This is a genomic window from Microbispora siamensis, assembly GCF_016863095.1.
Classification (GTDB): domain Bacteria; phylum Actinomycetota; class Actinomycetes; order Streptosporangiales; family Streptosporangiaceae; genus Microbispora; species Microbispora siamensis.
In genome coordinates, this window is record NZ_BOOF01000005.1 from 364,443 (window position 1) to 390,558 (window position 26,116).

Here is a 26,116-nt window from a genome sequence, read left to right on the forward strand (position 1 = left end):
ATGTGGCTCATCCGATACAGCGTGCCCGCCGGCGGCGTCGAGACCGCCGAGAACGTGACCGAGTTCTCATTCACCGCTCCGGCGCGAGGCGATGTCTTCGAGTTCGACGTTACGGTCTCTCTGTGCTGGTCGGCCGCCGGCCGGCGATGGCAGGGAGGTCCGGACACAACCGAGCGCGACCACGTCCAGGGACGCGTTCGCGCCGAGACACGGGCGATCGCACGGCGACACTCGCCGTATCACTCGGAGAACGCCGAACGCGAGGTGAACGATGCGCTCGGCGATCTCCTCAGAGAACTGCCGACGCATGACAGGCGGGTGATCCTTCGGTGGACGGCACAAGCGGAGGTACGGCCCTGCGAGGAGTTGCGCGCGCTGCAGCGGGAACGGGCACGCCGCCTCTACGAGATCGACTGCGAGGTCGCGGAGGCGAAGCGACGTGCAGAGACGGCCGAAGAGATCCGCGCCGCCTGGGAACGCTTCCTGACCGGGGCCCGCAGGAGCGAGCTGACCAGATACGCCATGCGCTTGGCCGAACATCCGCAGGCCAAGGCTGAGATCATCGCGGAGATGCTGGACAAGAGCGAGGACACCGCTGCCCACTTCATACAGAAGCTCGACAAGCTTGTGACCCTCCATCAGCGGGGCAACCTCCTCGAGTTGCTCCTCGGCAGCGAGACCGCCTTGCGGAGCGCGATGACCGCCCTGGGATTGGCGGTTCCGCCCCTCGACCGCGACCCCCTGCTGCCGAGCGGGTTCGGTCAGCCGTAGAGCGCTCCCAGGGCAAGCCACAGCAGGGTGGCGACGAGCATGAGGGCCGTCCACGGCAGCGCTCGTCCCACCCTGCGGTGCTTCTCGCGGCTCAGTTCGGCCAGCGTGCCCACAAGGAGCCATGCCTCCCGTTCCTGCTGCGCGATGCTCACCCGTGACGATCCGCTTCCAGGACCGGCCAGGCCGAACCTGTTAGGCCCGGCAGGCCCGCCCAGGCGAGGACGTAAGCCTTGCACGAGGTGATAGCCGGCGACGAGGAACCCCGCGACGTAGAGCGTGACCAGAACAACGGCGACCACGCCCGGTGCAATGGGCGCTCCCGGCGCTCGCAGGCCGGTCAGCGCCCCCATCTGCGTGGCCGCGACGGCCGCCGCCCCGAGGTGCACGGTGGTGACCGTGGCGACCTTGGCGTCGGCATGCTGCACATAACCCTGGAAGGTGCCGACCGTGGTGAGCGCCACGGTCAGCGCCTCGACGGGAGTCATTCCGTCCCTGCGCCTGCCCATACGAACCCTCCTGATTCGCCTTCTTGCAGTGAATCGCCGATCTGGGGGTGGAGGACCGCATCAGTGCGGGTTCAACACCGACATCTCTCGTTGCCTTGACAATTTTGTTTTTCGGAGGCCATAGTTGAGGCATGGAAGACGTGGCGGTGATCGAGGATCCGGCGGCGGCGGAGGCCTCCCTGGATCCGATGCGGGCGCGGTTGCTCGCCGAGCTGACGGAGCCCAACTCGGCGACCATGCTGGCGGCCAAGGTTGGGCTGCCGAGGCAGAAGGTGAACTACCACCTCAAGACCCTGGAGCGGCACGGCCTCGTGGAACTGGTCGAGGAGCGCCGCAAGGGTAACGTCAACGAGCGGGTCATGCGGGCGACAGCGGCGGCGTTCGTGATCTCTCCCGCCGCGCTGGCGTCGGTCGCGCCCGATCCCTCACGCGCACCCGACCGGCTGTCGGCGCGGTGGCTGCTCGCGCTCGCCGCCCAGCTCGTACGCGACGTGGGCACGCTGATCGTCGGAGCGTCGCAGGCACGCAAGAAGCTCGCGACCTTCGCCGTCGACGGCCGGGTACGCTTCGCCTCGGCCGCCGACCGGGCCGCGTTCGCCGAGGAGTTGTCGGCCGCCGTGGCCGCGCTCGTGAGCAAATATCACGACGATTCAGCCGAAGGCGGGCGCGAGCACCGCCTGGTCGTCGCCGTCCATCCCGCCGTCCCCCGGACGGCCGACCCAGAGGAGCGCTGAAGACGTGCCCCACGAGTTCGAACTGCACAAGGAAATCGAGCTGGACGCGACCCCCGAGCAGGTTTGGGAGGCGATCGCCACCGGCCCGGGGGTGGACTCCTGGTTCATGGGGCGCACCGAGATCGAGCCCGTCGAGGGCGGCCGCGGCCGGTTCACCATGTTCGGCAGCAGCGAGGGCACCACCGTGACCGCGTACGAGCCCGGCAAGCGGTTCGCGTACCGCGGCGACGGCAACCCCGACGGCACGTTCATGGCGATGGAGTACCTCATCGAGGGACGCGACCACGGCAGCACGGTCCTGCGCCTGGTGCAGCACGGCTTCCTCGGCGACGACTGGGAGACCGAGTTCGAGGCGATGCGCGCCGACTGGGACATGTACCTGCACAAGCTCGCGCAGTACCTCACCTACTTCCGGGGACGCCCGGCCACCGTCGTGTCCGCCGTACGCCCCCAGGCGGCCGAGAACGAGCCGGCCTGGGCGGCGATCAAGGACGCGCTGGGCCTTGCGGGCACCGTCCGCGTTGGCGACACCGTACGGCTCACGGTGGACGGGCTGGCGCCGGAGGACGGGGTGGTCGACTACACCGGCTTCCCGACCTGCCTCGGCGTGCGGACCGCCGACGCGCTCTACCGGTTCATCCACTCCGGCCCGAAGCGGGGCAACGTGGTGGTCCTCGGACACCACGTCTTCGCCGAGGACGCCGACCAGGAGGAGGTCGAGGCCGCCTGGCGGTCCTGGCTCTCCCGGCTCTTCCCCTGACCCTCCCTCCGACGAGAATCGCGTCCGAACTCCTGACCACGAAGGGCATGACGATGACGAACACCCCCGACCTCGAATACACCATCACCCGCGTCCTGGACGCTCCCCGCGAGACCGTCTTCGAGGCGTGGACCGAGCCGGAGCGCTTCAGCCAGTGGTTCGGCCCGCACGGCTTCACCACCCCGGTCTCGCTGATCACCATGGACCTGCGTCCCGGCGGGGAGTGGAGCGCGTGCCTCGTGTCGCCGGAGGGCGCGAAGGCCCCCCTCGGCGGGGTCTACCGGGAGATCGCGGCGCCCGAGCGGCTGGTGTTCACCACCGGCGACCCGGACAACCAGGAGGGCGCCGTGGCCTCGGTCGCGACCCTCACGCTCACCGACCTCGGGAACCGTACCGAGATGAGGTTCACCCAGGAGGGCTACAACACCGACGAGGCGCACGCCGAGGCCGCGAAGGCGGGCTGGCTCCAGTTCTTCGACCGGCTCGCCGAGCACCTCGCCTGAGGTCTCCCCGGCCGTACGCGGCGCCCCCCGGGGGACGCGGCGTACGGCCAGGTCGTGCGGGCTCGGATGGCGCGGCCGTCAGGCCCAGATGGCACAGGGGATGCCATCGGAGAAGACCTCGGGAGGATCGGGCAGGGGCCGGGCCTCCCCGGACGCCACCCGCAGGGCCGTCCAGGCGGCGGCGCCCGCGTCGAGCACGTCGTCCACCCCCGCCGCCGCCCCGGCCCGGCCGAGGTCGCCCGCGAGCACGACGCCGGCCGCCGCCAGCAGTTCACGCCGCCGCTCGGCCCCCGCCCACGTCGTCTTCGGGTGCGGCAGGGGCGCCCCGGCGAGCCGGGCGAAGCTCAGCTCGGGGTGGATCTCGACGACCCGCCTGCCCGCCTCCCGCACCCAGCGCTCGACCTCCAGCAGCTTCTCCTTGAGCCCGAACGCCTGGCGGGACACGCCCTCGCCGGTCAGGCGGCGGTTGACGGCCACGGCCGAGGCGTAGTCGTCCGCCTCCAGCGCGGCGCGCGCCGGGGTCATGAACACCGACCGCCACCGGGGGCCGAGCTCCGCGCGCGCCAGCACGTCGGCCCGGCGGCGGCCCCGGCCAGGAGGGCCGCCGGGGTGAGCGTCGGGGAGGCCGTCGGGCAGGCCGATCGGCATGTCCACCGCCACGACGGCGACCTCGCCGTCCGCGTCCGCCAGGGCGACCAGGTCCGCGACGCGAGGCGCGAAGTAGGCGCGGGCCGCACCCCCGTCCCCGGGGCCGGCGGGCGGGACCACCCCGATCCAGCCCGCCCTGCAGGCGTCGACGCCGAGCACACGAACATGGGTCATACGGCCATGCTCAGCCCTGGCGGGGGACGACGTGGCCGAAGCGGAACAGGTTCGCCGGGTCGTAGACCTCGCGCAGCTTCGCCAGCCGCCGCAGCGTCTCCTCCGGCCAGGCCCGGGAGATCTGCTCGGGGGCCAGGGCGCCGCCCTGGAAGTTGATCTGCGCGCCGCCGGTCGACCAGGGCGCGGCGGCCTCGATCACGGCCCGTACGGCGGCGGGGACGGCCGTGTCCATCAGCTCGGGCACCGGCGCGCCGATGGCCAGCAGCGTGAAGGCGGCGTCTCGCCCGCCCACGGCGTTCGGCTCCTTGGGGCGGCGGGCGAGCGCGCCGCCGAGCTGGCGCAGCTCGACCACGGCAAGCGGAACCGGCGCGGCCGGACCGGCGACCGCGAGCAGCGCCTCCACGGTCTCCGCGGTCAGCTCGCGCAGCAGCGCGCCCCGCTCCGCGACGGGCATGGGCTGGGTCGGGTCCTGGTGGATGGAGTCGATCGCCGCGTACGGCAGGGGCCCCACGGTGTCCAGCACCGGCTCGGCCACGGCCCGCATGGGCGCCAGCAGTGCCTCGGCCTCCTGCCCCTCCCCCACGTGGGCGACCCGCAGGTGCACGACGAACCTGCCGCTGAGCTGGGGCGGCAGCTCGGGCAGCGGGGGCAGGCGCAGCAGCGCGACCGAGGTGGTGGTGGTCTCCGGCAGCGTGCCGGTCCAGCTCCGGTAGGCGTGCAGGACCCGCCCGGCGTCCTCGGCCGCGTAGAACAGGCCGCCGCCGTACAGTCCGGTGAGCGGCAGCAGGTCCACGGTGATCGAGGTGACGACGCCGAAGCCGGCCTTGCCGCCGCGCAGCGCCCAGAACAGGTCGGGCTCGCGGACCGCGTCGGCGGTGCGGACCACGCCGTCCCCGGTGACGACGGTGAGCTCCCGCACGTGGTCGGCCGCGAACCCGAAGGTCCGCGCGATCGGGCCGATGCCGCCGCCGAGCGTGAAGCCGACCACGCCGACGCCGGTCGCCGAGCCGCACAGCGGAGCCAGGCCGTACGGCGCCGCGGCGGCGATGACCTCACCCCACGTGCAGCCGGCCGCGATCGTGGCGGTGCGGGCGGAGGGGTCCACCACGACCTCACGCATCGCGCGGGTGCTGATCAGGACCGCGCCGTCGGCCGCCTGCACGGCGCCGTGGCCGGTCGACTGCACGGCCACGGGCAGCCCGTGCGCGGCGGCGAGCCGTACGGCCGCGGCCACGTCGCCGGCGTCCCGCGCCGCGACGATCACGGCGGGCCGGTGGCGCACGGCGAGGTTGAACCCGGCGGCCTCCTCCTCGAACCCGTCCTGTCCCGGAACCAGGACCCGGCCGGCGACCTGTCCCCGCAGCGCGTCTTCGATGGTGCTGTGCATGTCCGTCCTTCTGCTGTCGTCGTCTGTGACGCGGATAGTTGTCGCAGCCGGGTCTTGGTGTTCTCTTGGGCCTGCCGGGCCGGGGTTCGGCGGGACGTTTGAAAGGGTTCCTAGAGACGTACTAGGAGTGTCCAAGACGGCCCGCGCACGCTGGGGCGATGTCGTCGCCGTCGAACAAGCGCCGGCCGCGGTACGCCGCGCCGTCCGGCACCCTGCTGCTGCGCGAGGTGCCGGCGCACACGGGCGCGCCGGGAGCCCGGATCATCGGCCCGGCGCTGGAACGCGTCCTGCGCGAGACTCCGGCCGCCCGGTGCCGCCTCTACGTGCTGACCGACCTCGCCCGGCCGGTCGCCGCCGCCCCGCTCGCCGCCGCGCTGCTGGAGACCGGGGCGCCCCGGCACGTCCCGCGGTGGGCCCTGCTGCACACGCTCGCCGTGGCCGTGCCGCACCACGGCCGTGGGCTGGGCCACCGCCTGCTCGACGACCTGCTGATGGAGTTGCGCGCGGACGGCGTACGGGCCGTGTGGTTCCTCCCCGGGCCGGGGGACGACGGCCTGCGCAACCTGCTGGAGAGCGCGGGTTTCAGGGACGGAACCGACCGCGGCCTCTCTCCCGAGAACGAGCGGACATACGGGTATGATGAGCCAGAAATCCGGCCCTGGGCCGCCTGGCTCTTTCGGGAGTTGTGATGCGCACGAGCATCGACGGCGCGCGATTACCGGCGCCGCGCCCGGGCCTGGACGGCCGCCAGGGCCCCGCTCTGGACTTCCGCCTCCTCGGCACGCTGGAGGTCGCCGACGGCACGGGGACGATCCTCGATCTCGGGCCGCGCAAGCAGCGGGCCGTGCTGGCGTTGCTGTTGCTGAACGCGCCTCACGTCGTGCCGCTCGACCAGCTCATCGACCGGCTGTGGCGGGACGAGCCGCCCTCCAGCGCCACGGGAACGCTCCAGGCGTACATCTCGCATCTGCGCAGGACGCTCGAACCCGGGCGCAGCCCGCGCTCCCCCGGCCGGGTCCTGCGTACGCGGGAGCCCGGCTACCTGCTGGACATCGAGCCGGACCAGGTCGACGCCGAGCGGTTCGGCCGGGCGGCCGAGGCCGCGCACGCCGCTCTGGCCGGAGGCCGTCCCGAGGACGCCGAGCGGATCCTGGGCCCGGCGCTGGCGCTGTGGCGGGGCGAGCCGCTGGCCGACCTGGCCGACGAGCCGTTCGCCCGCTCCACCATCGCCCGCCTGGGCGAGACCCGCCTGCACGCGCTGACGGTACGCGCCGAGGCGTGGCTCGCGCTCGGGCGGGCGGCCGAGGTGACGGTCGAGGTCGAGCGCCTGCTCGAACAGGACCCCTACCGCGAGGGCCTGTGGGCGCTGCTCATGCGGGCCCTCTACCGGGAGCGCAGGCAGGCCGAGGCGCTGGCCGCCTACCAGCGGTGCCGCACGCTGCTCGGCGACGAACTGGGCCTCGACCCGAGTCCCGAACTGCGGCGGCTGGAGCAGGCCATCCTCGTCCAGGACGAGTCCCTGGCGGGAGTGTGGGCCCCCGTGGTCGCCGAGCCGCCGGAGCCGGGCCCGAGGACGGACACGGGCGACGGCATTGAGGGCGGCCCGGCGGACGGGAAGGCCGGGAACGGGAACGCCGGGGACACGGCCGTGCCGGGACTGGTGGGGCGGGAGCCGCACCTGCGCCGGATCGCCGAGCGGCTCGACGACCTGCGCCGGGGCGTGGGCGGGGTGTTCCTGGTGAGCGGGGAGTCCGGCATCGGCAAGACCCGCCTCGCCGAGGCCGCCGCGAGCATGGCCGCCGAGCGCGGGGCCGCGGTGGCCTGGAGCAGGTGCGTCGAGGGCAGCGGCGCCCCCGCGTTCTGGCCCTGGATCCAGGCGCTCAACGCCCTGGGGGCGGACCAGGCACGGGAAACAGCCCAGGCTCGGGCGACGGACAGGGCTCCGGCGACCGGCGAGGCCGGGGAGGCGGGCGGCGACCTCGCCAGGCTCGCCCACCGCCTCTCGGACGGCGACCGTACGGACCCGACGGACACGGCCGACCCCGACACCGCCCGGTTCCTGCTGCACGACAGCGTGGCGCGGGCGCTCACGCGGCGGGCCTCCACCGCCCCGGTGCTGGTCGTGATGGAGGACCTGCACTGGGCCGACGCCGCCTCGCTGAAGCTGCTCACCTTCCTCGGCGCCGATCTGCACCGCGTGCCGTTGCTGGTGCTCGCCACCGTACGGCCCGAGCCTGCGGTGGACCGGCAGGCGCTGACCGAGGCACTCGGTGAGCTGACCCGCCAGCGCGGCACCGAACGGCTGGCCGTCACTCCGCTCACTCCTGAGCAGATCGCCGACTATTTGCGCGAAACGGGATGGGCCTGGCCGGAGCTCGCCTCGGCGCTCCACGACAGGACCGGCGGCAACCCGTTCTTCCTGGGCGAGCTGCTGCGCCTGCTGACCAGCACCCATCCCGACGGCCGGGTGAGCGTGGCGGACGTGCTCGCCCTGGCGGTGCCCGACGGCGTGCGCGACGTGATCAACCAGCGGGTGTCGCGGCTGCCGGAGGACTCCCAGACCCTGCTGCGGGCGGCCGCCGTGATCGGCAGGGACGTGGACGCCGACGTGCTGGAGACCGCCACCGGAGCCGGCGGCGCCCGGGTGATGATGCTGCTCGAACCGGCCGTCGCCATCGGGCTGCTGGTCGAGGTCGACGGCGGCTGGGACTACCGCTTCTCGCACGCACTGGTGCAGGAGGCGCTGTATTTCGGGCTCAGCCGCAGGCAGCGGGCCCAGCTCCACGGCCGGGTGGGCGAGGCCATCGAGACCTTGCGGTGGGGTGAGGCGGGGACGCGCCTGCCCGCGCTGGCCCACCACTTCGGGCTGGCCGCCCGGGTCGGCTACGCGGACAAGGCCGTCTCGTACGCGATGGAGGCGGCCGGGCAGGCGACGGCCCGGCTCGCCTACGACGAGGCCGTCCTCTACTGGGAGCAGGCCCTCGACGCCTGCGCCGCCGGGCCCGCGGCCACCCGCTGCGCCCTGCTGATCGGCCTCGGCAAGGCACGGCGGGTGACCGGCGACGTGGAGGGGGCGCGGAGCGCGCTGGACGAGGCCGTAACGCTCGCGACCGGCATCGGCGACGACGCCGCCGTCATCGAGGCGGCCACCGTCTTCGGCGGCGTCGCGCTGTGGAACTGGCGCTCGTACGGCGTGGTGGACCACCGCATGGTGACCGTGCTGGAGGACCAGCTCTCCCGGCTCGACCCGGACGCCGTGCGCACCCGCGCGGAGCTGCTCGGCACGCTCGGCGTCGAGCTGTACTACGGCGACCGGCGCGAGGAGGGCCGCCGCCACGCCCTGGAGGCCGTGGAGCTGGCCCGGCGCATCGGCGACCCCCTGCTGCTGGCCCGCACGCTGAACAACTTCGTCATCGCGGCCTGGACCCCCGAGCACGAGGAGGAGCGCTACCGGGCGGCCGAGGAGATGCTGGGCCTCCCCGGCCTGCCCAGGGCCACCGAGATCGTCGCTCGCCTGCACCGCATGCCCAAGCTGTTGAAGGCGGGCCTGCTCGCCGACTACGACGCGGAGCTGGCCCGCTGCCTGCGGCTCACCGCCGAGGTGCGGATGCCGGAGATCGAGACCCAGGTCGCGTACGCCGCGGCCGGACGGGCGGTGCTGGAGGGCGACTGGGCGGAGGCGAAGCGCCTCGCGGACCTCGGCACCGGGAGCTACCGCCGCACCAGCCTCTGGGGGCCGGACGTCCTGAAGCGGATCCACTCGTTCTTCGTGGAATGGGGTCAGGGCCGGGGCGGCGAACTCCTCGCCGAGCTCGTCGACACCGCGGCCGACGAGTCCAACCTGGTCGCGCGCCCCACGGCCGTGCTCGCGGCGATCGAGGCGGGGGACCGCGACCTGGCCCACCGGCTGATCGACCGCTGGGGAACCGTGGCACCGCGGGACTGGACGTGGCAGTTCGTCGTCTGGCAGTGGGGTCTGGTCGCCGCGCGGCTCGGCCGTCCCGACCCGCACGCCATGCTCGCGGAGCTGCGGCCCATCGCCCACGAGCTGGTGATCATGGGTACCGGCTGCGTCGCCTGGGGCCCGCTCCACGACGTGGTCGCCCGGCTCCTGCACCGGGTCGGCGACGTCCCGGCCGCCCTGGCACACGCGGAGGCCGGGCTGGACGCCCACCGGCGGCTCAGCCTGCCCCATCTCGTGAGCCGCAGCGAGGCGCTCCTGCGCGAGATCCGTGCGGCCGCGGAGGACCCCGGCCGCACCGGCGACGCGCCGGCCTGAGGCCGGGCGCGTCGCCGGAGTTCCGGAGGCGGGGCCAGGTGCGGGGCGTTCGCAACTGCGCCGCGCCTGCTCTTGTCGAGATGCTGCGGCGGATTTTCCGCGGCATCGTGGGTGCCATGAGGCAGCGACAGGCCGCCCCCGGGCACGAACACGGCCACGGGCATGGGCATGGGCACAGCCACGGGCACGGGCACGGGCATGGGCATGGGCATGGGCATGGGCATGGGCGCGGCGCGGTGACGCTCCGCGGGCGGGTGACGCATCTGCTGCGCCCGCACTCGCACGAGCCCGCCGACAAGGTCGACCCGGTGATGGAGTCGTCCGCCCGGGGGATGCGCGCGCTGTGGGTGTCGCTGGCCGGTCTCGGCGCGACCACGCTGGTCCAGGCGGCGGTGGTGGCCCTGTCGGGGTCGGTGGCGCTGCTGGGCGACACCCTGCACAACGCGGCCGACGCGCTGACCGCCGTGCCGCTCGGGCTCGCCTTCCTGCTGGGCCGCCGCCCGCCCACCCGCCGCTACACCTACGGCTACGGACGGGCCGAGGACCTGGCCGGCGTGGTCATCGTCATGACGATCGCCGCCTCCTCGATCGCCGCGGCGTACGCCGCGATCGGGCGGCTCCTGGAGCCCCGGGAGGTCTCCCATCTGGGGGCCGTCGCGGCGGCGGCGCTCGTGGGCTTCGCCGGGAACGAGCTGGTCGCCCGCCACCGCATCCGCGTCGGGCGGGAGATCGGCTCGGCGGCCCTCGTCGCCGACGGGCTGCACGCCCGCACCGACGGCTTCACCTCACTGGCCGTGCTGGCCGGAGCCGGAGGGGCCGCCCTCGGCTGGACCTGGGCCGACCCTGTCGTCGGCCTGCTCATCACGGTCGCGATCCTGATGGTGCTGCGGCAGGCGGCGCGGGAGGTGTACCGGCGGCTGATGGACGCCGTCGACCCCGCTCTCGTGGACCGCGCCGAGGCGACCCTGCGGGGCACGCCCGGCGTGCTCGGCCTGGGCCAGGTGCGGCTGCGCTGGATCGGCCACCGGCTCAGGGCCGAGTGCGAGGTCATCGTCGACCCGGCCGCCACGGTGGTGGAGGCGCATCGGGTCGCGGCCGAGGCCGAGCACAATCTGATCCACGCCATCCCCCGGCTGACGGCCGCCATCGTGCACGCCGACCCGCTGCCTCACGACGGCGTGGACCATCACGCCGTCCTCGACGGCCACCGGCACGACCATCCCCCGGCCGACCGCTCCTCGCCCGACCGCTCCTCGGCCGCCCTCGTCCGGCACCGCGCCGGCTGACCGGAGCACGAGACGCCCGGCGTTCAGAGGCGCGGCGTTCGGGGGGCGCGGCGTTCAGGGGCGCGGCATGGCCATCGCGTTGGGGAAGGGCACCCCTCCCCCGTCGATGATCCGGGTGACGAGCGGGCGCAGGAGGTGCGCGAGCCGGGCCACCCCTGTCTCGCCCAAAGCGTCCATCGGCGCCCGCGCGAGCCGTTCGGTGGCGGCCTCGACGGCGTCCCGCTCACGCAGGCCCTTCTCGGTCACGGCTCCCTCGCGGTCGAGGACGCCGCGCTCACGCAGCCGGTCGGCCGCGGCCCGCCACTCCTCCTCGGTCCACCCCCGGTAGGCCCGCTGCTCCGGCGGCACGAGCCCGAGCGCCGAGGCGACCACGTTGGCCTCGCAGCCGTCCACCCCCGCGGTGACCAGGGCCGCCACGTGCCCGTCGCCGCGGAACTCGCGCAACGCGGTGAGCGCGTGCCACAGCGCCGCGAGCGGCTCGCCTGGCGGCGGCAGGGCGGCGTGCGCCGCGAACAGCACCCGCCCGGCCGCGGGGCACGCCTCCACCGCGGCCCCGGCCAGGCCCGCCGCCTCCCGTACGTCCGGGTGATCGGCGAGATCGCCGAGCAGGCGGCGCAGGCACCGGCCGGCCACCTCCAGGCGCGCCGCCAGCACCTCTTCCGGCGGGCAGAACCGCCAGGCGTCGGGGATCGCACGGGCGACCATCGACGGGGCGAAGTTGTAGAACGCGGCGGTCACGACCTGCGGGGAGACCGGGCCGAGCGCGGCGGACCTGGACGCGAAATACCCCATCCAGAAGCCCCTGAGCCCCGCGGCGGCGTACGCCTCCTTCGCCTCGGGCGCGAAGTAGACCGGTGCGTGGCAGCACTCGACAAGCCGCCAGATCTCGTCCATGCCCGCCAGGCTAGTGCCGCAGCATCCAACGTTTGCCCCATGGCCCAGGCGTCGGCCCCACTGCTTGGATCATGCTTCTCGCGATATGGGCTGCTCAGTACGATCCTGGGATCTCAGGAGCTTTCCACGAAGCGCGCGCCCGGCCCGGGCGTGCGGCAGACGTCTTCCGGGGCGAGGTGGCTGTGCCCCGCAGCGCACTCGAGGACGACCTTGACCGGCTCGTCGCAGGAGCTCGCATCGTCGACGGGCCGGTGCCGGACGATGACCGACGGGCCCTGCGGGTCGGCGAGGTACGTGTCGCCCCATTCCAGGAGCGCCACGAGCGTGGGCCGCAACGCCCGGCCCTGCTCGGTGAGCTCGTAGGCGAAGCGCTGCCGATCCCCGGGCTCCTGGTAGGGCACGCGGCGCATCACTCCCGCGGTCACCAAGGTCTCGAGCCGAGTCGCCAGGAGATTTCTGGCGATCCCGAGGCGGGAGTGGAACTCTCCGAACCGGCGCGCGCCGTCCAGCGCTTCACGAACGATCAGCAGCGACCAGCGCTCCCCCACCACCGAGAGGGCGCGCGCCACCGAGCAGTTCACTGGGTCGATTCGCCGCGTCTCCATGGGACGAGTGTACCCATCTGGGTTTACAAGCTGTACTTAGCTCTCGTAGACTCCCGCCTGAGTTGAAAAATTAAACTCATAAAGGAGATCGACCATGCCCATGCTCGACGTGTACATTCCCGACGGCGCGCTCCAGCCGGACGCCGAGGCGGCCCTGCTGAACCGCATCACCGAGATCCTCGTCCGCAACGAGGGATTCGACCCCGCCGACCCGATGAGCCGTTCCGTCTCCTGGCTCTGGCTGCACCGACCGGCCGGCGTCTACGTCGGCGGAGAACCCGCGGACGCACCTCGCTACAAGGTCGTCCCGTCCGTCCCCGAGGGCCAGCTCGACGAGCAGAAGCGTGCGAGCGTCATCGCCGAGGTCACCGAGGCAATCCTCGACGCGGAGAACGGCGCCTGGCCGCGTGACGCCAGCCGGATCTGGGTATTCCCCACCGAGATCCCCGAGGGTCACTGGGGCGGCTGGGGCCAGATCAGGCCGCTCGCAACGATCCTCGCCCGACTCACCGGCGACACCAAACGGGCCCGTACGCTCGCGCGTGAGCGGATCGCTGCCACCCGAGCCGAACACGCCCGCCTGCCCTGATGAGCGGCGAACGAAGTGGGGATCGATGCGGCCGGTGACACAGCGTCACCTCGGCGATCTTTCTCTGATGCGGCACTAGATCACCGCGTACGGTGAACGGTGGAAGGGTCAGGCGGGCCGCAGCGAGACCGGGTCGAGCCAGCCGAACGGCGTCAGCCTGGGCGCCGCGATCCTGCGCGAATACCCGGACGTGTCCCGGTAGAACCACAGCGGGATCGCCGGCATGTCCCGGACCAGCATCGTCTCGGCCCTGCGGTAGAGCCCGATCGCCTTGGCCCGCGACACCTCCCGGTCGGCCGCGCGCAGCAGCGCGTCGAACCGTGGGTTGCGGTACAGCCCGAAGTTGAACCCGTCGCCGGAAGCGAATGTGCCGAGCGCGTTCTGGATGTGGGGAAAGTCGAGCTGCCAGCCCATCCGGAACATCCCCTTGAGGGTGCCCCTGTAGGTCGCCCGCTGGAACTCGTCGAACGTCTTCACCGTCTTGGGGAAGACCGTCACCTCGCCCTTGAAGACCGTGCCGACGCTCGCGGCGATCGCCTTGACCCACTCCTCGTACCCGACGCCGTCGGCGTTGTAGTAGAGCGGGATGCTCGCCGGTGTTCGCAAACCCTTCGCCTTCGCCCGGGCGAGGTACTTGCGCGCGAGGGCGGGGTCGTAGCGGCAGAACGCGCCGCAGGCGCCGGACTTCGCGCCCTCGGCGGTCGGCGGGACGAACGAGTCGGCCGGGACACGACTACCGCGGAAGACCTCGCGGGTGATCGTTCTACGGTCGATCGCCATCGAGACCGCCTTGCGGAGATCGGCGTTCGTGCCCAGCCGGAGCGGGATGCCGATCTCCTGGACGGTGCCGACCACGGGCTTGATCACCCGGCCGTCGAGGTCCTCGGCGACATGCAGCGCCGCGACGGCCGGCACCTGGGAGAGGTAGTCGAGACGGCCGCCGAGCAGGTCCGCGTAGGCAGCCTCGTCGCTCGAGTACGCCCGATAGGTGATCTTGCCCACCCGTGCCTTCGCCCGGCCCGCGTAGCCGTCGTACCGCTCCAGCACGGTTTCGGTGCCGGGCGCCCACGTGACCGCACGGAACGGCCCGTTGCCGACCGGCTTGCGCACCAACGACAAGGGGTCCTTCAGCGCGGAGTCGGGCAGCGGCGAGAAGGCGACGTGGCCCAGTTTCTGGGTGAACGGCCCGAACGGCCGCTTCAGCTCGATCGTGAATGTGTGGTCGTCCACGACCTTGAGCCCGGACATCACGCGGGAGCCGAACCCCTTGATGTCCTCGAACAGGAGGGCGTTGCCGGACATCGCGGTCCGGTTCCAGGCCTCCACGAAGTTGTGCGCCTTCACCTCGGTGCCGTCGTGGAACGTCCAGCCCTCACGCAGCCTGACCGTGAACCGGCGGTTGTCCTTGGTGCTGATCGACCGTGCGACCGCGTACGACGCCCGCGAAGTGCGGGGGTCGTACTCGACGAGGCCGGTGAACAGCGCGTCGAGCATGTCACCGCCGCAGGCGTCGGCCTCCCCGAGGGTCAGCGGACCGTACGGCGGGCAGGTGGACACCGTGACGCCGGTGCCGGACTCGGCCCGCGCCGGTGCGGAGACCGCCAGCAGGCAGCAGACGAGGGGAAGGACCGCCGCGGCCGAGCGGGAGACCACCTGTTTTCACCTCCGGAACGAAAGAGGTGATCATCCTAGTGGCCCGGTTCGGGGCGAAGCCGGACTTTTTCGGACCGAGGTCAGAACCAGCCGCGGTGCCGTGCCATCGCGGCGAGGCCGTCGCGCAGCGCCTGTTCCACCGTGCCGGGGTGGTCGCCGTACCCGACCCGGAAGCGGTTGTAGACGTCGTGGCTGGAGGTGAGGAAGCCGCCTCGCTTGTCGGCCTCCAGGATCACGTCCATCGAGTGCGGTCCCGCGATGAACGTCAGCTCCAGCTCGCTGAAGTGGCGCCGCCACTCCGGACCGGCGTGATACTCGATCTCCTGGTAGAACGGCATGGTCGAGCCCCGGAGCGTGCCGCGCTCCAGGTCGGCCCGCTTGAAGTGGAAGCCCATGCGGACGAGCGCCCCCAGCAGGTGGTCCTGCGCGGGCAGCGGGTTGACGTACAGCGGATCGAGGTCGCCCTTGTCGAGCGCGCCCGCGAGCGCCAGCTCGGTGGCCACGCCGAGCCGCATGCCCGGCAGCGGGCGCCCGCCGACCGCGCTGACCGGCGTCTCCCACGGCACCGGGATCGCGAACGGCAGCGCGCGGGCCTCCCCGGCGCGCAGGTCGAACGGCCCGGACACCGGGGCCCGCAGGAAGCTGTAGGTCGCGTGGTGTTCCTGGTCACCGTGCTCGACCTCCACGACGGCGGTGAAGTCGACGGTGATCCCGTCCACCTTGTGGTCGGACGACCCGCCCCTGAAGCGGACCTCGCCGTGCAGGGTCTCCCCCGGACGCACGTGCGGGTCGCGCAGCACCGTGTCGACCTCGACGCCGGCCCCGAGCGCGGCCATCAGCTTGCGGAACACCGATCACTCCCTTGGTCGCGGGTCGTTCACCGCTGCCAACGACCCGTCCCCGCCGCCCGGTTCCCGTGCAGGGGTGTCCATTCCGGCCGTCCCCGTTCGTCGTACAGACATGATGGGATACCGGTCCGAGGAGGACGCATGAAGTACGTGTTGCTGATCTGCGGCGACGAGTCGGCGGCGGAGCACGCCAACGACGGGTGCGACGGATGGTCGGAGGAGATGGCGGAACGCGGCGTGCTCCGGGGAGGCGCGGGGCTGCGCCCGCCGAGCGACGCCACCACGCTGCGGGTGCGCGAGGGCGAGGTGCTGCTGTCGGACGGGCCGTTCGCCGAGACCAAGGAGCAACTCGGCGGGTTCTGCCTGATCGAGTGCGCCGACCTGGACGAGGCCATCGAGATCGCCGCCGCCCATCCCGCCGCGGCGTACGGCACGATCGAGATCCGGCCGCTCATAGAGCTGTGACGCCGCCGGTCGAGGCCGCCGTCGACCGGGCCTTCCGCGAGGAGTGGGGGCAGGTCGTGGCCACCCTCATCCGCTGGACCGGCGACTGGGACCTGGCCGAGGAGTGCGCGCAGGACGCCTTCGCCCTGGCCGTGCGGACCTGGCGGCGCGACGGCGTGCCGCGCCGGCCCGGAGCGTGGCTGACCACCGCCGCGCGCAACCGGGCCGTGGACGTGCTGCGCCGTGAGGCCACCGGCGCCGCCAAACTACGGGAGGTGGCGGGCGTGCTCGAGACGGTTGACGACGGCGCCGGCGACGAGCCGGACGTGCCGGACGACCGGTTGCGGCTGATCTTCACCTGCTGCCATCCGGCGCTCGCGCTGGAGGCCAGGGTGGCGCTCACCCTGCGCACCCTCGCCGGGCTCGGCACGACCGAGATCGCGCGGGCGTTCCTGGTCGGCGAGCAGGCGATGGCCAAGCGGCTGGCCCGGGCCAAGCAGAAGATCAGGCACGCGGGCATCCCCTACCGCGTGCCGCCCGCCCACCTGCTGCCCGAGCGCCTCCCGGCGGTGCTCGCGGTGCTGTATCTGCTGTTCAACGAGGGCTACTCGGCGACGGCCGGCGCCGACCTCGTACGGCACGACCTCGCGGCCGAGGCGATCCGCCTGGCCCGGGTCCTGGTGCGGCTGATGCCGGACGAGCCCGAGGCGGCGGGCCTGCTCGCGCTGATGCTGCTGCACCACGCGCGCCGCGCCGCCCGCCTCGACGACGCCGGCGACCTGGTGGTGCTGGAGGACCAGGACCGCGGCCGGTGGGACGCCGACCGGATCGCCGAGGGCGTGGCCCTGCTGGACGGCGCGCTGCGGCGGGGGCGGCCCGGCCCTTACCAGGTGCAGGCCGCCATCGCCGCCTGCCACGCCACCGCGGCCCGCCCCGAGGACACCGACTGGCCGCAGATCGCCGTGCTGTACGCGCGGCTCGCGCGGCTGGTCCCGTCGCCCGTCGTGGAGCTGAACCGCGCGGTGGCGGTCGGCATGGCGTACGGCCCGGCTGCGGGCCTGGCGCTGATCGACGGCCTGCGGGAGACGGGCGCCCTGGCCGGCTACCACCTGCTGCCCGCCGCCCGCGCCGACCTGCTGCGCCGCCTGGGCCGTACGGCCGAGGCCGCCGACGCCTACCGGGAGGCGGCCGGCCTGGCCACCACCGACGCCGAGCGCCGCTACCTCGCCCGCCGCCTCGCCGCCCTCGGCTGACGCTTGGGCGTCAGGCCCGGTAGCAGTCCGCCAGGGCGGTGAACGCGGCCTTCGGTTCCCAGGGCAGGCCCGGATAGGCCGTGCCCGAACGGCCCTCCAGCACCTTCACCACGCCGCAACTGGCCATGTCGAGGTCCTCACGGGGATTGTCCCGGTGTGGCAGGTCGTATCGGGCGAAGGTGTACCAGAAGGCGGTGTCGACCCCCTCGGCGTCGAGGATCCCCAGCACCTCGCGCAGGTAGGCCGCCTGTTCGTGCTCGTCGCGGACGTGGTCGCCGATCAGGCCGACCGGCGCGCCGTCCTCGCCCCACTTGACGATCGAGTCGCCGCGCTCTCCCAGGTCGGCGGCGCCTCTGTGGGTGACGCACCCGAACTCGGTGACCGCCACCGGCTTGCCCAGTGCCCTCCCCTGCGCGACGAAGGCGCGGATGTCGTCCCGGTAGTGGGCCGCCGTCGCGGCCGACCGGTAGCCGGCGTCGGTGGCGATGACGTCGAAGGGCGTCCAGTCCACCTGTTCGAACGGGATCGAGCAGTAGCCGATCCGGCCGCCGAACCGCTCGCGGGCGACCGCGACCGCCTCGCGGAGGAAGGCGTTGACGCGGCCGGGCACCAGGGGCAGCACCTCCCGCAGGCTCTCCGGCCGGGCCAGTAGGGGGATCCGGTCCCCGAACGTCGCGCCGGGCAGGAACCCGTCGGTGAACAGGCTCACCTCCGAGCCGGTGACCAGCACGACCTCCGCACCCTCGCGGCGCAGCCGCTCGCCGTGCTCGGCGCAGTCGGCGATCACGGCGAGCAGCTCGTCGGTGGTGATGTCGCAGGTGAACGGGCACAGCCAGACGTCCAGCCCGGCCGCGGCGGCGCGAGTGGCGGCGGCCTTGAGCCGTCCGGGGTCACCGCCCGTGATCCGTACGGCGGTGCAGTGCAGGTCCTCACGGATGACGCGCATCTCCCGTTCGACCACGTCGAGGTCGAAGGGTTCCCGGGTGCTGCGCCCGGCGGCGCGGGCGGACGCGTCCGCGAAGCCGGTGTCGAAGTTGATCCCCTTGCCGTTCATCTCCCGCTGTCCCCCTATTCGGTCCTTGCGTGCCACGCACGATATGCGCGGCACGCACTGTGCGTACGCGCGCGGAGGGTGTCCATCCGGGACGCGCCCGTTCGTCGGAAGGGCGTACGGACGGACACACCGGAAAGGCGACGAATGGACACCGATATCCGGAAGCAGATCGCGGCGGAACGCCGCGAACTGGCGGACCTGCTGAGTGAGCTGCCGCCGCAGTCGTGGGAGGCGCCCTCGCTGTGCGCGGGGTGGCGGGTGCGGGAGGTGGTGGCCCACATGACGATGCCCTACCGGCACTCGGGGCTGAGCGTGCTGGCCGGCCTCGTCAGGGCCCGGGGCGACTTCGACCGGCTCGCCGACCGGCTCGCCCGCAGGGACGCGGCCGCGCTCGGCCCGCGAGAGCTGACCGCGTGCCTGCGGGACAACGCCGAGCACCCCTGGCGGCCGCCGGGCGGCGGCTACGCGGGCGCGCTGTCGCACGACGTGATCCACGGCATGGACATCACCGTGGCGCTCGGGATCGACCGGCGGATTCCCGGCGACCGGCTGCGCGTCCTGCTCGACAACGCGCTGTCCCCGCGGAGCCGCAAGTATTTCGGCGTCGACCTGGACGGCGTCGAACTGCGCGCCGACGACGTCGACTGGTCGCTCGGGACCGGCACCCCCTTGTCCGGCGCCGCGCAGGACCTGGTGCTGGTCCTGTGCGGCCGCCGGCTGCCCGAGGGACGGCTGCACGGCGAGCCCGCCGCCCGCTTCACCCACGTGATCCGCTGAACGCGCCACTTCGGCCGCTGATCGCACCGATGGAGAGGTCTGTGCCCGTTCGAGCGTCAAGAGCGTTAACGTGCTCGGGATCACCGACCTCTCCGGCCGGGGCGAGGAGGCTCCCGGAGGGGACTTCTCCGCTTTGCGCATCCCTGGAGGCCGCTCGATGTCGTCCCATCCTGCTTCCTGCTCCGGTGCCTTGGACGCTTCCGGCTCCGGTGCCGCCGACCCCGACCCGCTGATCAGGAAGCACCGCACCGCCGGCGCCACGCTCACCGTGACCGCGAACGGCACGCCCCTCGCCGGTCAGGAGGTGGTCGTCGCGCAGCGCCGGCACAAGTTCCTGTTCGGCTGCATCGGGTTCGACTTCATCCCGCTGGCCAACGGCGAGACCGCGACGGACCCCGGCGAGCGGCGGTCGCTCGGCGAGGCCCCGGCGGCCGGGTCCCAGCAGGTCGCCGACCTGTGGTTCGACCTGTTCAACTTCGCCACGCTGCCCTTCTACTGGGGCCAGTTCGAGCCGGTCCGGGGCCGGCCGGACACCGAACGGCTGCTCACCACGGCGCGGTGGTTCGCCGACCGGGGCTGCGTCGTCAAGGGACACCCGCTCGCCTGGCACACCGTGACCGCCGACTGGCTCATGGACCTGTCGAACGCCGAGATCGCCAAGGCCCAGGTGGAGCGGATCCGGCGCGAAATGACCGACTTCGCCGGCGTCATCGACATGTGGGACGTCATCAACGAGGTCGTGATCATGCCGATCTTCGACAAGTACGACAACGGCATCACCCGGATCTGCCGGGAGATGGGCCGGATCCCGATGGTCCGGATGGTCTTCGACGCGGCCCGTGAGGCCAACCCCCACGCCACGCTGCTGCTCAACGACTTCGACATGTCCGCGGCGTACGAGTGCCTGATCGAGGGCGTGCTCGAGGCGGGCATAAAGATCGACGTGCTCGGCCTGCAGAGCCACATGCACCAGGGCTACTGGGGCGAGGAGAAGACGCTCGCCACGATCGACCGCTTCGCGCGGTACGGCCTGCCCATCCACTTCACCGAAACGACGATCGTCTCCGGCCACATCATGCCGGAGGAGATCGTCGACCTGAACGACTACCAGATCCCCGAGTGGCCGACCACGCCCGAGGGCGAGGCCCGCCAGGCCGACGAGGTCGTGCGCCACTACAAGACCCTGCTGTCCCACCCGGCCGTGGAGGCCATGACCTACTGGGGCCTGTCGGACGGCGGCTGGCTCGGCGCGCCGGGCGGCTTCGTCCGCGCCGACGGCACCCCCAAGCCGTCGTACGACGCGCTGCGCTCGCTCATCAAGGGCGAGTGGTGGCTGTCTCCGACGACGATGGTCACCGACGCGGACGGCCGCGTCCGATTCGACGGCTTCCTCGGCGAGTACGAGATCACGGCCGGCGGCCGGACGGTCACGTTCACCCTGGACGAGCCCGGGGACGCCGAGGTGGCCGTGTCCCTCTGAGCCGTGTCCCTCTGAGCCGTGTCCCTCCGAGCCGTGCCCCTCCCAGACGGGCTGCGAGAAATTTTTGAGAATTCTCCGGCAGGATGTCGAGAAGCGGGGAGCCGGCTTCTACCCAGGGGTGAGCGCGCCCACGAAGGGCGGGCGACAGGAGGAGCAAGACATGAAGTACATGCTGCTGATGCAGTTCGGCCCGCAGAGCGGCATCGCCCCGATGGACGCCTGGTCGCCGGAGGACATCAAGGCGCACATCGAGTTCATGCACGACGTGAACCGCGGGCTCGTCGAGGCCGGCGAGTTCGTGGACGCCCAGGGGCTGGCGATGCCCGACCAGGCGCGGATCGTGCGGGCCGGCGAGGGCGGCGTCCCCGTCGTCACCGACGGCCCGTTCCCGGAGACCAAGGAGTTCCTGGTCGGCTACTGGATCGTCGACTGCGAGGGGCCGGAGCGTGCGTACGCGCTGGCGGCCCACATCTCGGCGGCGCCCGGCCTGAACGGCGAGCCGCTCAACATGCCGATCGAGGTGCGGCAGGTGATGGCGGCCCCGGCGCAGGAGCTGTGAACGCTTCGCACCCACACGTCGACGACCTGCTGCGCCCGCTGACGCCGCAGGTCGTCGGCGTGCTCACCCGCAGGTTCGGCGACTTCGGCGCGGCCGAGGACGCGGTCCAGGAGGCGCTGCTCGACGCCCTCGCCCAGTGGCCGGCGGAGGGCGTGCCGGACAACCCGAAGGGCTGGCTCATCCAGGTCGCGTACCGGCGGATGATCGAGCAGGTGCGGGGCGAGCAGGCGCGCCGCCGCCGGGAGGAACTGGTGGCCGCCCGGTCTCCCGCCGACCACTGGACCTCCCCGGCGGTCGACCGGGTGCACGAGGCGGACGGGGACGACACGCTGGTCATGCTGTTCCTGAGCTGTCATCCCGCGCTGACGCCGGCGTCCGCCATCGCCCTGACCCTGCGGGCCGTCGGCGGGCTGACCACGGCCGAGATCGGCAAGGCCTTCATGGTGCCCGAGGCGACGATGGCGCAGCGGATCAGCCGGGCGAAGCAACGAATCAGGGCGTCGGGGGTGCCGTTCCGCATGCCGGAGCCGGAGGAGCGCTCCGCGCGGCTCGCCTCCGTGCTGCACGTGCTCTACCTCATCTTCAACGAGGGCTATGCCGCCAGCGGCGGCCTCGGCCTGCACCGCGTCGAACTGTCCCGCGAGGCGATCCGGCTGGCCAGGACGCTGCACCGCCTGCTGCGAGGTTTCCCACACGGCGACGGCGAGGCGGCCGGACTGCTCGCGCTGATGCTGCTGACCGACGCCCGGCGGCCCGCCAGGACCGGCCCGGGCGGCGTCCCCGTCCCGCTGGCGGAGCAGGACCGCGGCCTGTGGGACCGCGAGGCGATCGCCGAGGGCACCGCGCTGCTCACGGCCGCCCTGCGCCGGGGCGCCGCCGGGCCGTACCAGATCCAGGCGGCGATCGCGGCGGTGCACGACGAGGCGGCGACGGCCGAGGAGACCGACTGGCCGCAGATCCTCGCGTTGTACGGCCTGCTGGAGCGCATGTCGCCCAACCCGATGGTCTCCCTCAACCGCGCCGTCGCCGCCGCCATGGTGCACGGCCCCGCCACCGGGCTGGCCCTGCTCGAACCGCTGGCGGACGGGCCGCTGGCGGGGCACCACCGCCTGCACGCGGCGCGCGCGCACCTGCTGGAGATGGCCGGCGACCTCACGGCGGCCGTCGCGGACTACCGCGCGGCGGCCGGCCTCACGGCGAGCATCCCCGAGCGCGACCACCTCACCATGCGCGCCGCCCGCCTCGCCGCCTCCCTGTGACCGCCTCCCTGCGCGCCTTCTGGCAGGGCATGGTCACGAACCTGCTCAACCCCAAGGTGATCCTGTTCAACATCGCGTTCCTGCCGCAGTTCGTGAACCCGGCCCTGGGCCATGTCGCCGTCCAGTTCCTGATCCTCGGGCTGACCCTGGTGCTGCTCGGCCTCGGCGTCGACGCGACCGTGGGCGCCCTCGCGGGACGGCTCGCGACGCTGCTACGGCGCAGCCGCCGGTTCGCGCGCGGCCTGAACGTCATCAGCGGCTCCGTCTTCGCCGCCCTGGCCGTCCGGCTGGTGACCTCGCCGGAGTAGAGCCCGAGAACCGGTAGGAGTCGCGGTTTCACGCTGGACGAAGGCTATACACATGTATAGCCTGCTGTTCGTGGGAACAGTATCCTGCACGCGTGGAAAGGACGACGGTGGCGACACCTCCCGGACCGGATCCCGAAGACCTCACGGCGCGCGCCCGGATCAGGGACGCCGCACTGCGGCACTTCGGCGACGACGGCTTCGAGAAGGCGACGATCCGGGGCATCGCGAGGACCGCGGGCGTGTCCCCTGGACTGGTCCGCCACCACTTCGGCTCCAAGCAGGCGCTGCGTGAGGCCTGCGACGAGCACCTCATGAAGATGATCCGGCGCCTGAACGACCAGGTCCGGGCCGACACGACGCTCAGCGACGTGAGCTACGTGGGCGCCGCCCGCGCGGCGATGGCTCCCTATCAGCTCTATCTGGCGCGCAGCCTGGCCGACGGATCGGCCGCGTCGATCTTCGACGAGATGACGCGGATCTGCGAGGAGTGGATCGCGGGCGCCGACGCCGGCCGCCCCGATCCCCCGGACGTTCCGGCGAAGATCAGAGCGGCCGTGTTCACGGCGATGGCACTGGGCATCCCGGTCCTCGCCCCGCACATCTCCCGCGCCATGGGAGTGGACATGTTCAGCCCCGAGGGGGACCTGCTGCTCTCCCGGGCACTGGTCGACCTCTACTCGCATCCCCTCATGACTCCGGAGGACGCCGCCCGCGCCCGGGCAGGCCTCGACCGGCTCGCGGGCGCGCGGCCCCCCGGCCGCAGAACCGAGGAGAATTCCCCATGACAGACGCCATCTCCGTGGCCGGGCTGGTCAAGACGTTCGGACCGACCAAGGCCCTCGACGGCCTCGACCTCGTCGTGCGCACCGGCGAGGTCCACGGCTTCCTCGGGCCCAACGGCGCGGGCAAGAGCACCACCATCCGCATCCTGCTCGGCATGATGCGCGCGGACGCCGGCGTCGCCCGCCTGCTCGGCGGCGACCCGTGGGCCGACGCGACCGCACTGCACCGCCGCCTGGCGTACGTGCCCGGGGACGTCGTCCTGTGGCCCGGCCTGTCCGGGGGCGAGGTGATCGACCTGCTCGGCAGGATGCGGGGCGGGCTGAACAAGCGGCGCCGCACTGAGCTGCTTGAGCGCTTCGACCTCGACCCCCGCAAGAAGGGGCGCGCCTACTCCAAGGGCAACCGGCAGAAGGTGGCGCTGGTCGCGGCCCTCGCCTCCGACGTGGAACTGCTGCTACTCGACGAGCCGACCTCGGGCCTCGACCCACTGATGGAGGAGGCGTTCCGCGAGGCCGTGCGGGAGGAGCAGCGCCGCGGCGACCGTACGGTGCTGCTGTCCAGCCACATCCTGTCCGAGGTCGAGGCGCTGTGCGACCGGGTCACGATCATCCGCGACGGCCGCACCGTGGAGACCGGCACGCTCACCGAGCTGCGCCACCTGACCCGCACCACGATCGAGGCCGAGTTGGCCGGCCCCGCGGACGGGCTGGCCGCGATGCCCGGCGTGCACGACCTGCTCGTACGGGACGGACGGGTGCGTTTCGACATCGACGCCGCCGCGCTCGACCCGGCGCTGCGCCACCTCACCGCGGCGGGCGTGCGCAGCCTCGTCAGCCGCCCGCCCACGCTCGAGGAGCTGTTCCTGCGGCACTACTCTTCCACGCCTGCTGCGCACGACTCCTCCCAGCCTGCTGCGCAGGACGCACCGGAGGCGACCCGATGACGGCGCTCACCGGAACCTGGGGGCTGGTCCGGCTGATCCTGCGTCGCGACCGTGTTCTGACCCCGCTGTGGGTGCTGGTCCTCGGCCTCGTCCCGATCTCGTACGTGGCCTCCATCGACGGGTTGTTCCCCAGCGCCGCGGCGCGGCAGCAGTACGCGGACCTGAGCGCGCACAACGCCGGCTTCGTCGCGCTGTACGGCCGCCTGCACGGCTCCAGCCTCGGCGAGCTGGTCGCCTGGCGGGGCGGGTTCATCCCCGTCATGGCGGGGCTGTTCTGCATCCTCACAGTCATCCGGCACACCCGGGCCGAGGAGGACAGCGGCCGCCGCGAACTGCTCGGCTCGGCCGTCGTCGGCCGCCACGCGCCCCTGGCGGCGGCGCTGGTTTCGGTCTTCGCCGCCGGCCTCGTCCTCTGCGCCGTCCTCGCCCTCGGGATGATCGGGCAGGGCCTGCCGGCCGCCGGCTCGTGGGCCTTCGGCGCCGAGCTCGCCGTCACCGGCTGGGTGTTCGCCGCGGTCGCCGCGATGGCCGCGCAGCTGACCGCCGGCGCGGGAAGCGCGCGCGCAATCGCGATCGGCGCCCTCGCCGCCGCCTACGTCCTGCGGATCGTGGGCGACGTCGGCGCCCTGGACGACGGCACGCCGTCGTGGGCCGGTCGGCTGTCCCCACTGGAGTGGGTGACGTGGATCCGCCCGTACGGTGAGGACGCCTGGTGGCCCGTCGCCCTCACCGCCGGGGTGGCCGTCGCGCTGGCCCTGGGGGCCGCCGCACTCTCGACGCGCCGCGACCTCGGCGCCGGCCTGCTGCCGCCCCGGCTCGGCCGCCCGGCGGCGGGCCCCGCCCTGCGCTCGCCCCTGGCGCTGGCCTGGCGGCTGCACCGGGGACTGCTGGCCGGTTGGGCCGCCGGGTTCGCCGTACTGGGCGTCGTGCTCGGCTACCTCGCGGCGAGCGTCGCCGATCTCGTGCGCGACGCGCCGCAGATGGCCGACGTGTTCGCCCGCCTCGGCGGCGCGGCCGGGCTCGTCGACGACTACCTCGCCGCCACCACGAACCTGTTCGGCCTGATCGCCTCCGCGTACGCCGTGCAGGCCACCCTCAGGGCGCGGGCCGAGGAGACCAGCGGACGGGCCGAGGCGGTGCTGGGCACCGCGGTCGGGCGGCTGCGCTGGCTGGGCGGCCATCTCGCCTTCTCCCTGCTCGGCCCGGCGGCCGTCCTCGCCGCCGCCGGGCTCGCGATGGGGCTGGCCCACGGGCTGAACACCGGTGAGGCCGCCCGGCAGACGTCCCGGCTGCTGGCCGCCGCGCTGGTCCAGCTTCCCGCCGTCTGGGTGCTCGCCGGGGTCACGGTCGCGCTGTACGGCCTGCTCCCCCGACTCACCGCCCTCGGCTGGGGCGCACCGGTGTTCTGTCTGCTGATCGGGATGGTCGGGGCCGCGATCGGGCTGGACCAGTGGGTGCTGGACGTCTCCCCGTTCACGCATGTCCCCCGCCTGCCCGCGGACCGCTTCGGCGTCGTGCCGCTGGCGTCGCTGTCGGCGATCGCCGCGGCGCTGACCGCCGCCGGCCTCGCCGCCTTCCGCCGCCGGGACCTGCCCATCCCCTGACGCCCCACCTACGGT

Annotated in this window: 26 protein-coding genes; 18 read left to right on the forward strand and 8 right to left on the reverse strand. The window is 73.1% G+C overall.

The features are described from left to right. Positions 1-771 carry a hypothetical protein gene (locus tag Msi02_RS08110; protein WP_204047752.1) on the forward strand — a complete coding sequence of 257 codons (771 nt, stop codon included), beginning with the start codon at positions 1-3 and terminating at the stop codon, positions 769-771. Here the strand turns inward: Msi02_RS08110 and Msi02_RS08115 are convergent. Beyond that, on the reverse strand, positions 762-1,277 hold the full coding sequence (locus Msi02_RS08115) for a Pycsar system effector family protein (protein WP_204047753.1): 516 nt from the start codon (positions 1,275-1,277) through the stop codon (positions 762-764). The genes Msi02_RS08110 and Msi02_RS08115 overlap by 10 nt on opposite strands. Before the next feature lie 131 nt (positions 1,278-1,408). On the opposite strand from Msi02_RS08115, the gene Msi02_RS08120 reads away from it, so the two are divergent. The 3 genes from Msi02_RS08120 to Msi02_RS08130 are packed head-to-tail and all read left to right on the forward strand — an operon-like array spanning position 1,409 to position 3,274. Next, positions 1,409-2,011, forward strand: a complete 603-nt coding sequence (locus Msi02_RS08120; RefSeq protein ID WP_204047754.1) for an ArsR/SmtB family transcription factor — start codon at positions 1,409-1,411, stop codon at positions 2,009-2,011. 4 nt (positions 2,012-2,015) lie between these two features. Beyond that, positions 2,016-2,771 carry an SRPBCC family protein gene (locus tag Msi02_RS08125; protein ID WP_204047755.1) on the forward strand — a complete coding sequence of 252 codons (756 nt, stop codon included), beginning with the start codon at positions 2,016-2,018 and terminating at the stop codon, positions 2,769-2,771. A gap of 47 nt (positions 2,772-2,818) precedes the next feature. Continuing rightward, positions 2,819-3,274 carry an SRPBCC family protein gene (locus Msi02_RS08130; RefSeq protein WP_143737010.1) on the forward strand — a complete coding sequence of 152 codons (456 nt, stop codon included), beginning with the start codon at positions 2,819-2,821 and terminating at the stop codon, positions 3,272-3,274. 78 nt (positions 3,275-3,352) lie between these two features. Here Msi02_RS08130 and Msi02_RS08135 read toward each other — a convergent pair whose 3' ends face one another. Then, entirely contained in the window at positions 3,353-4,096 is a 744-nt protein-coding gene (locus Msi02_RS08135; protein WP_204047756.1) for a DUF429 domain-containing protein, read from the reverse strand. Positions 4,097-4,106: 10 nt separating this feature from the next. After that, the gene (locus Msi02_RS08140; protein WP_204047757.1) at positions 4,107-5,483 is read right to left on the reverse strand and encodes an FAD-binding oxidoreductase; all 1,377 of its coding nucleotides are present in this window, start codon (positions 5,481-5,483) and stop codon (positions 4,107-4,109) included. Between the two features lie 158 nt (positions 5,484-5,641). On the opposite strand from Msi02_RS08140, the gene Msi02_RS08145 reads away from it, so the two are divergent. From Msi02_RS08145 to Msi02_RS08155, 3 genes are all read left to right on the forward strand, one after another. Then, complete coding sequence (locus Msi02_RS08145; RefSeq protein WP_204047758.1) at positions 5,642-6,172, forward strand: GNAT family N-acetyltransferase; 531 nt, start codon at positions 5,642-5,644, stop codon at positions 6,170-6,172. After that, positions 6,172-9,762: an ATP-binding protein gene (locus Msi02_RS08150; protein ID WP_204047759.1), complete on the forward strand. Its 3,591-nt coding sequence runs from the start codon at positions 6,172-6,174 to the stop codon at positions 9,760-9,762. The genes Msi02_RS08145 and Msi02_RS08150 overlap by 1 nt, the downstream gene beginning before the upstream one ends. 254 nt (positions 9,763-10,016) lie before the next feature. Further along, on the forward strand, positions 10,017-11,048 hold the full coding sequence (locus Msi02_RS08155) for a cation diffusion facilitator family transporter (protein ID WP_239108219.1): 1,032 nt from the start codon (positions 10,017-10,019) through the stop codon (positions 11,046-11,048). A 54-nt stretch (positions 11,049-11,102) separates the two neighbouring features. Here Msi02_RS08155 and Msi02_RS08160 read toward each other — a convergent pair whose 3' ends face one another. Then, positions 11,103-11,942 (reverse strand): SCO6745 family protein, encoded by an 840-nt coding sequence (locus Msi02_RS08160; RefSeq protein WP_204047761.1) that lies wholly within the window; start codon positions 11,940-11,942, stop codon positions 11,103-11,105. Positions 11,943-12,055: 113 nt separating this feature from the next. After that, positions 12,056-12,547, reverse strand: coding sequence for a winged helix-turn-helix transcriptional regulator (locus Msi02_RS08165; protein ID WP_139578314.1), 492 nt, complete (start codon positions 12,545-12,547; stop codon positions 12,056-12,058). A 94-nt stretch (positions 12,548-12,641) separates the two neighbouring features. On the opposite strand from Msi02_RS08165, the gene Msi02_RS08170 reads away from it, so the two are divergent. Next, entirely contained in the window at positions 12,642-13,136 is a 495-nt protein-coding gene (locus Msi02_RS08170; RefSeq protein WP_204047762.1) for a tautomerase family protein, read from the forward strand. Between the two features lie 108 nt (positions 13,137-13,244). Here the strand turns inward: Msi02_RS08170 and Msi02_RS08175 are convergent, their stop codons facing one another. Both Msi02_RS08175 and Msi02_RS08180 read right to left on the reverse strand, forming a co-directional pair. After that, a complete protein-coding gene (locus Msi02_RS08175; protein WP_204047763.1) occupies positions 13,245-14,789 on the reverse strand; it encodes an ABC transporter substrate-binding protein in 1,545 nt (514 codons plus the stop codon). Positions 14,790-14,869: 80 nt separating this feature from the next. Continuing rightward, complete coding sequence (locus Msi02_RS08180; RefSeq protein WP_239108220.1) at positions 14,870-15,640, reverse strand: sporulation protein; 771 nt, start codon at positions 15,638-15,640, stop codon at positions 14,870-14,872. A 138-nt stretch (positions 15,641-15,778) separates the two neighbouring features. Here Msi02_RS08180 and Msi02_RS08185 point away from each other — a divergent pair, with 138 nt between their 5' ends. Beyond that, entirely contained in the window at positions 15,779-16,102 is a 324-nt protein-coding gene (locus tag Msi02_RS08185) for a YciI family protein (RefSeq protein WP_079313549.1), read from the forward strand. Next, the gene (locus tag Msi02_RS08190; protein ID WP_204047764.1) at positions 16,099-17,334 is read left to right on the forward strand and encodes an RNA polymerase sigma factor; all 1,236 of its coding nucleotides are present in this window, start codon (positions 16,099-16,101) and stop codon (positions 17,332-17,334) included. Before Msi02_RS08185 ends, Msi02_RS08190 begins: the two co-directional genes overlap by 4 nt. Before the next feature lie 10 nt (positions 17,335-17,344). Here Msi02_RS08190 and Msi02_RS08195 read toward each other — a convergent pair whose 3' ends face one another. Continuing rightward, a complete protein-coding gene (locus Msi02_RS08195) occupies positions 17,345-18,424 on the reverse strand; it encodes a glycoside hydrolase family 113 protein (protein WP_239108221.1) in 1,080 nt (359 codons plus the stop codon). Between the two features lie 108 nt (positions 18,425-18,532). Here Msi02_RS08195 and Msi02_RS08200 point away from each other — a divergent pair, with 108 nt between their 5' ends. The 8 genes from Msi02_RS08200 to Msi02_RS08235 all read left to right on the forward strand — a co-directional run bounded on the left by Msi02_RS08200 (position 18,533) and on the right by Msi02_RS08235 (position 26,101). Next, complete coding sequence (locus Msi02_RS08200) at positions 18,533-19,165, forward strand: maleylpyruvate isomerase family mycothiol-dependent enzyme (protein ID WP_204047765.1); 633 nt, start codon at positions 18,533-18,535, stop codon at positions 19,163-19,165. A gap of 190 nt (positions 19,166-19,355) precedes the next feature. Continuing rightward, positions 19,356-20,645 (forward strand): endo-1,4-beta-xylanase, encoded by a 1,290-nt coding sequence (locus Msi02_RS08205; protein ID WP_204047766.1) that lies wholly within the window; start codon positions 19,356-19,358, stop codon positions 20,643-20,645. 160 nt (positions 20,646-20,805) lie between these two features. Beyond that, positions 20,806-21,204, forward strand: a complete 399-nt coding sequence (locus Msi02_RS08210; protein WP_079313551.1) for a YciI family protein — start codon at positions 20,806-20,808, stop codon at positions 21,202-21,204. After that, positions 21,201-22,463, forward strand: a complete 1,263-nt coding sequence (locus Msi02_RS08215; protein WP_204047767.1) for an RNA polymerase sigma factor — start codon at positions 21,201-21,203, stop codon at positions 22,461-22,463. Before Msi02_RS08210 ends, Msi02_RS08215 begins: the two co-directional genes overlap by 4 nt. Then, entirely contained in the window at positions 22,460-22,771 is a 312-nt protein-coding gene (locus Msi02_RS08220; RefSeq protein ID WP_239108222.1) for a LysE family translocator, read from the forward strand. The genes Msi02_RS08215 and Msi02_RS08220 overlap by 4 nt, the downstream gene beginning before the upstream one ends. 92 nt (positions 22,772-22,863) lie before the next feature. Then, a complete protein-coding gene (locus Msi02_RS08225; RefSeq protein WP_239108223.1) occupies positions 22,864-23,556 on the forward strand; it encodes a TetR/AcrR family transcriptional regulator in 693 nt (230 codons plus the stop codon). Then, on the forward strand, positions 23,553-24,497 hold the full coding sequence (locus tag Msi02_RS08230; protein ID WP_204047768.1) for an ABC transporter ATP-binding protein: 945 nt from the start codon (positions 23,553-23,555) through the stop codon (positions 24,495-24,497). The genes Msi02_RS08225 and Msi02_RS08230 overlap by 4 nt, the downstream gene beginning before the upstream one ends. Further along, positions 24,494-26,101, forward strand: coding sequence for an ABC transporter permease (locus Msi02_RS08235; RefSeq protein ID WP_204047769.1), 1,608 nt, complete (start codon positions 24,494-24,496; stop codon positions 26,099-26,101). Before Msi02_RS08230 ends, Msi02_RS08235 begins: the two co-directional genes overlap by 4 nt. Positions 26,102-26,116: the final 15 nt, after the last annotated feature.

Excerpts from the sequence above, each read along its gene's own strand:
- Msi02_RS08115 (WP_204047753.1), bottom strand. The coding sequence starts at position 1,277 with ATGGGCAGGCGCAGGGACGGAATGACTCCCGTCGAGGCGCTGACCGTG.
- Msi02_RS08110 (WP_204047752.1), top strand. The coding sequence starts at position 1 with ATGTGGCTCATCCGATACAGCGTGCCCGCCGGCGGCGTCGAGACCGCC.
- Msi02_RS08130 (WP_143737010.1), top strand. The coding sequence starts at position 2,819 with ATGACGATGACGAACACCCCCGACCTCGAATACACCATCACCCGCGTC.
- Msi02_RS08200 (WP_204047765.1), top strand. The coding sequence starts at position 18,533 with ATGGACACCGATATCCGGAAGCAGATCGCGGCGGAACGCCGCGAACTG.
- Msi02_RS08165 (WP_139578314.1), bottom strand. The coding sequence starts at position 12,547 with ATGGAGACGCGGCGAATCGACCCAGTGAACTGCTCGGTGGCGCGCGCC.
- Msi02_RS08160 (WP_204047761.1), bottom strand. The coding sequence starts at position 11,942 with ATGGACGAGATCTGGCGGCTTGTCGAGTGCTGCCACGCACCGGTCTAC.
- Msi02_RS08170 (WP_204047762.1), top strand. The coding sequence starts at position 12,642 with ATGCCCATGCTCGACGTGTACATTCCCGACGGCGCGCTCCAGCCGGAC.
- Msi02_RS08140 (WP_204047757.1), bottom strand. The coding sequence starts at position 5,483 with ATGCACAGCACCATCGAAGACGCGCTGCGGGGACAGGTCGCCGGCCGG.
- Msi02_RS08150 (WP_204047759.1), top strand. The coding sequence starts at position 6,172 with ATGCGCACGAGCATCGACGGCGCGCGATTACCGGCGCCGCGCCCGGGC.
- Msi02_RS08135 (WP_204047756.1), bottom strand. The coding sequence starts at position 4,096 with ATGACCCATGTTCGTGTGCTCGGCGTCGACGCCTGCAGGGCGGGCTGG.
- Msi02_RS08230 (WP_204047768.1), top strand. The coding sequence starts at position 23,553 with ATGACAGACGCCATCTCCGTGGCCGGGCTGGTCAAGACGTTCGGACCG.
- Msi02_RS08210 (WP_079313551.1), top strand. The coding sequence starts at position 20,806 with ATGAAGTACATGCTGCTGATGCAGTTCGGCCCGCAGAGCGGCATCGCC.
- Msi02_RS08185 (WP_079313549.1), top strand. The coding sequence starts at position 15,779 with ATGAAGTACGTGTTGCTGATCTGCGGCGACGAGTCGGCGGCGGAGCAC.
- Msi02_RS08235 (WP_204047769.1), top strand. The coding sequence starts at position 24,494 with ATGACGGCGCTCACCGGAACCTGGGGGCTGGTCCGGCTGATCCTGCGT.
- Msi02_RS08120 (WP_204047754.1), top strand. The coding sequence starts at position 1,409 with ATGGAAGACGTGGCGGTGATCGAGGATCCGGCGGCGGCGGAGGCCTCC.
- Msi02_RS08145 (WP_204047758.1), top strand. The coding sequence starts at position 5,642 with ATGTCGTCGCCGTCGAACAAGCGCCGGCCGCGGTACGCCGCGCCGTCC.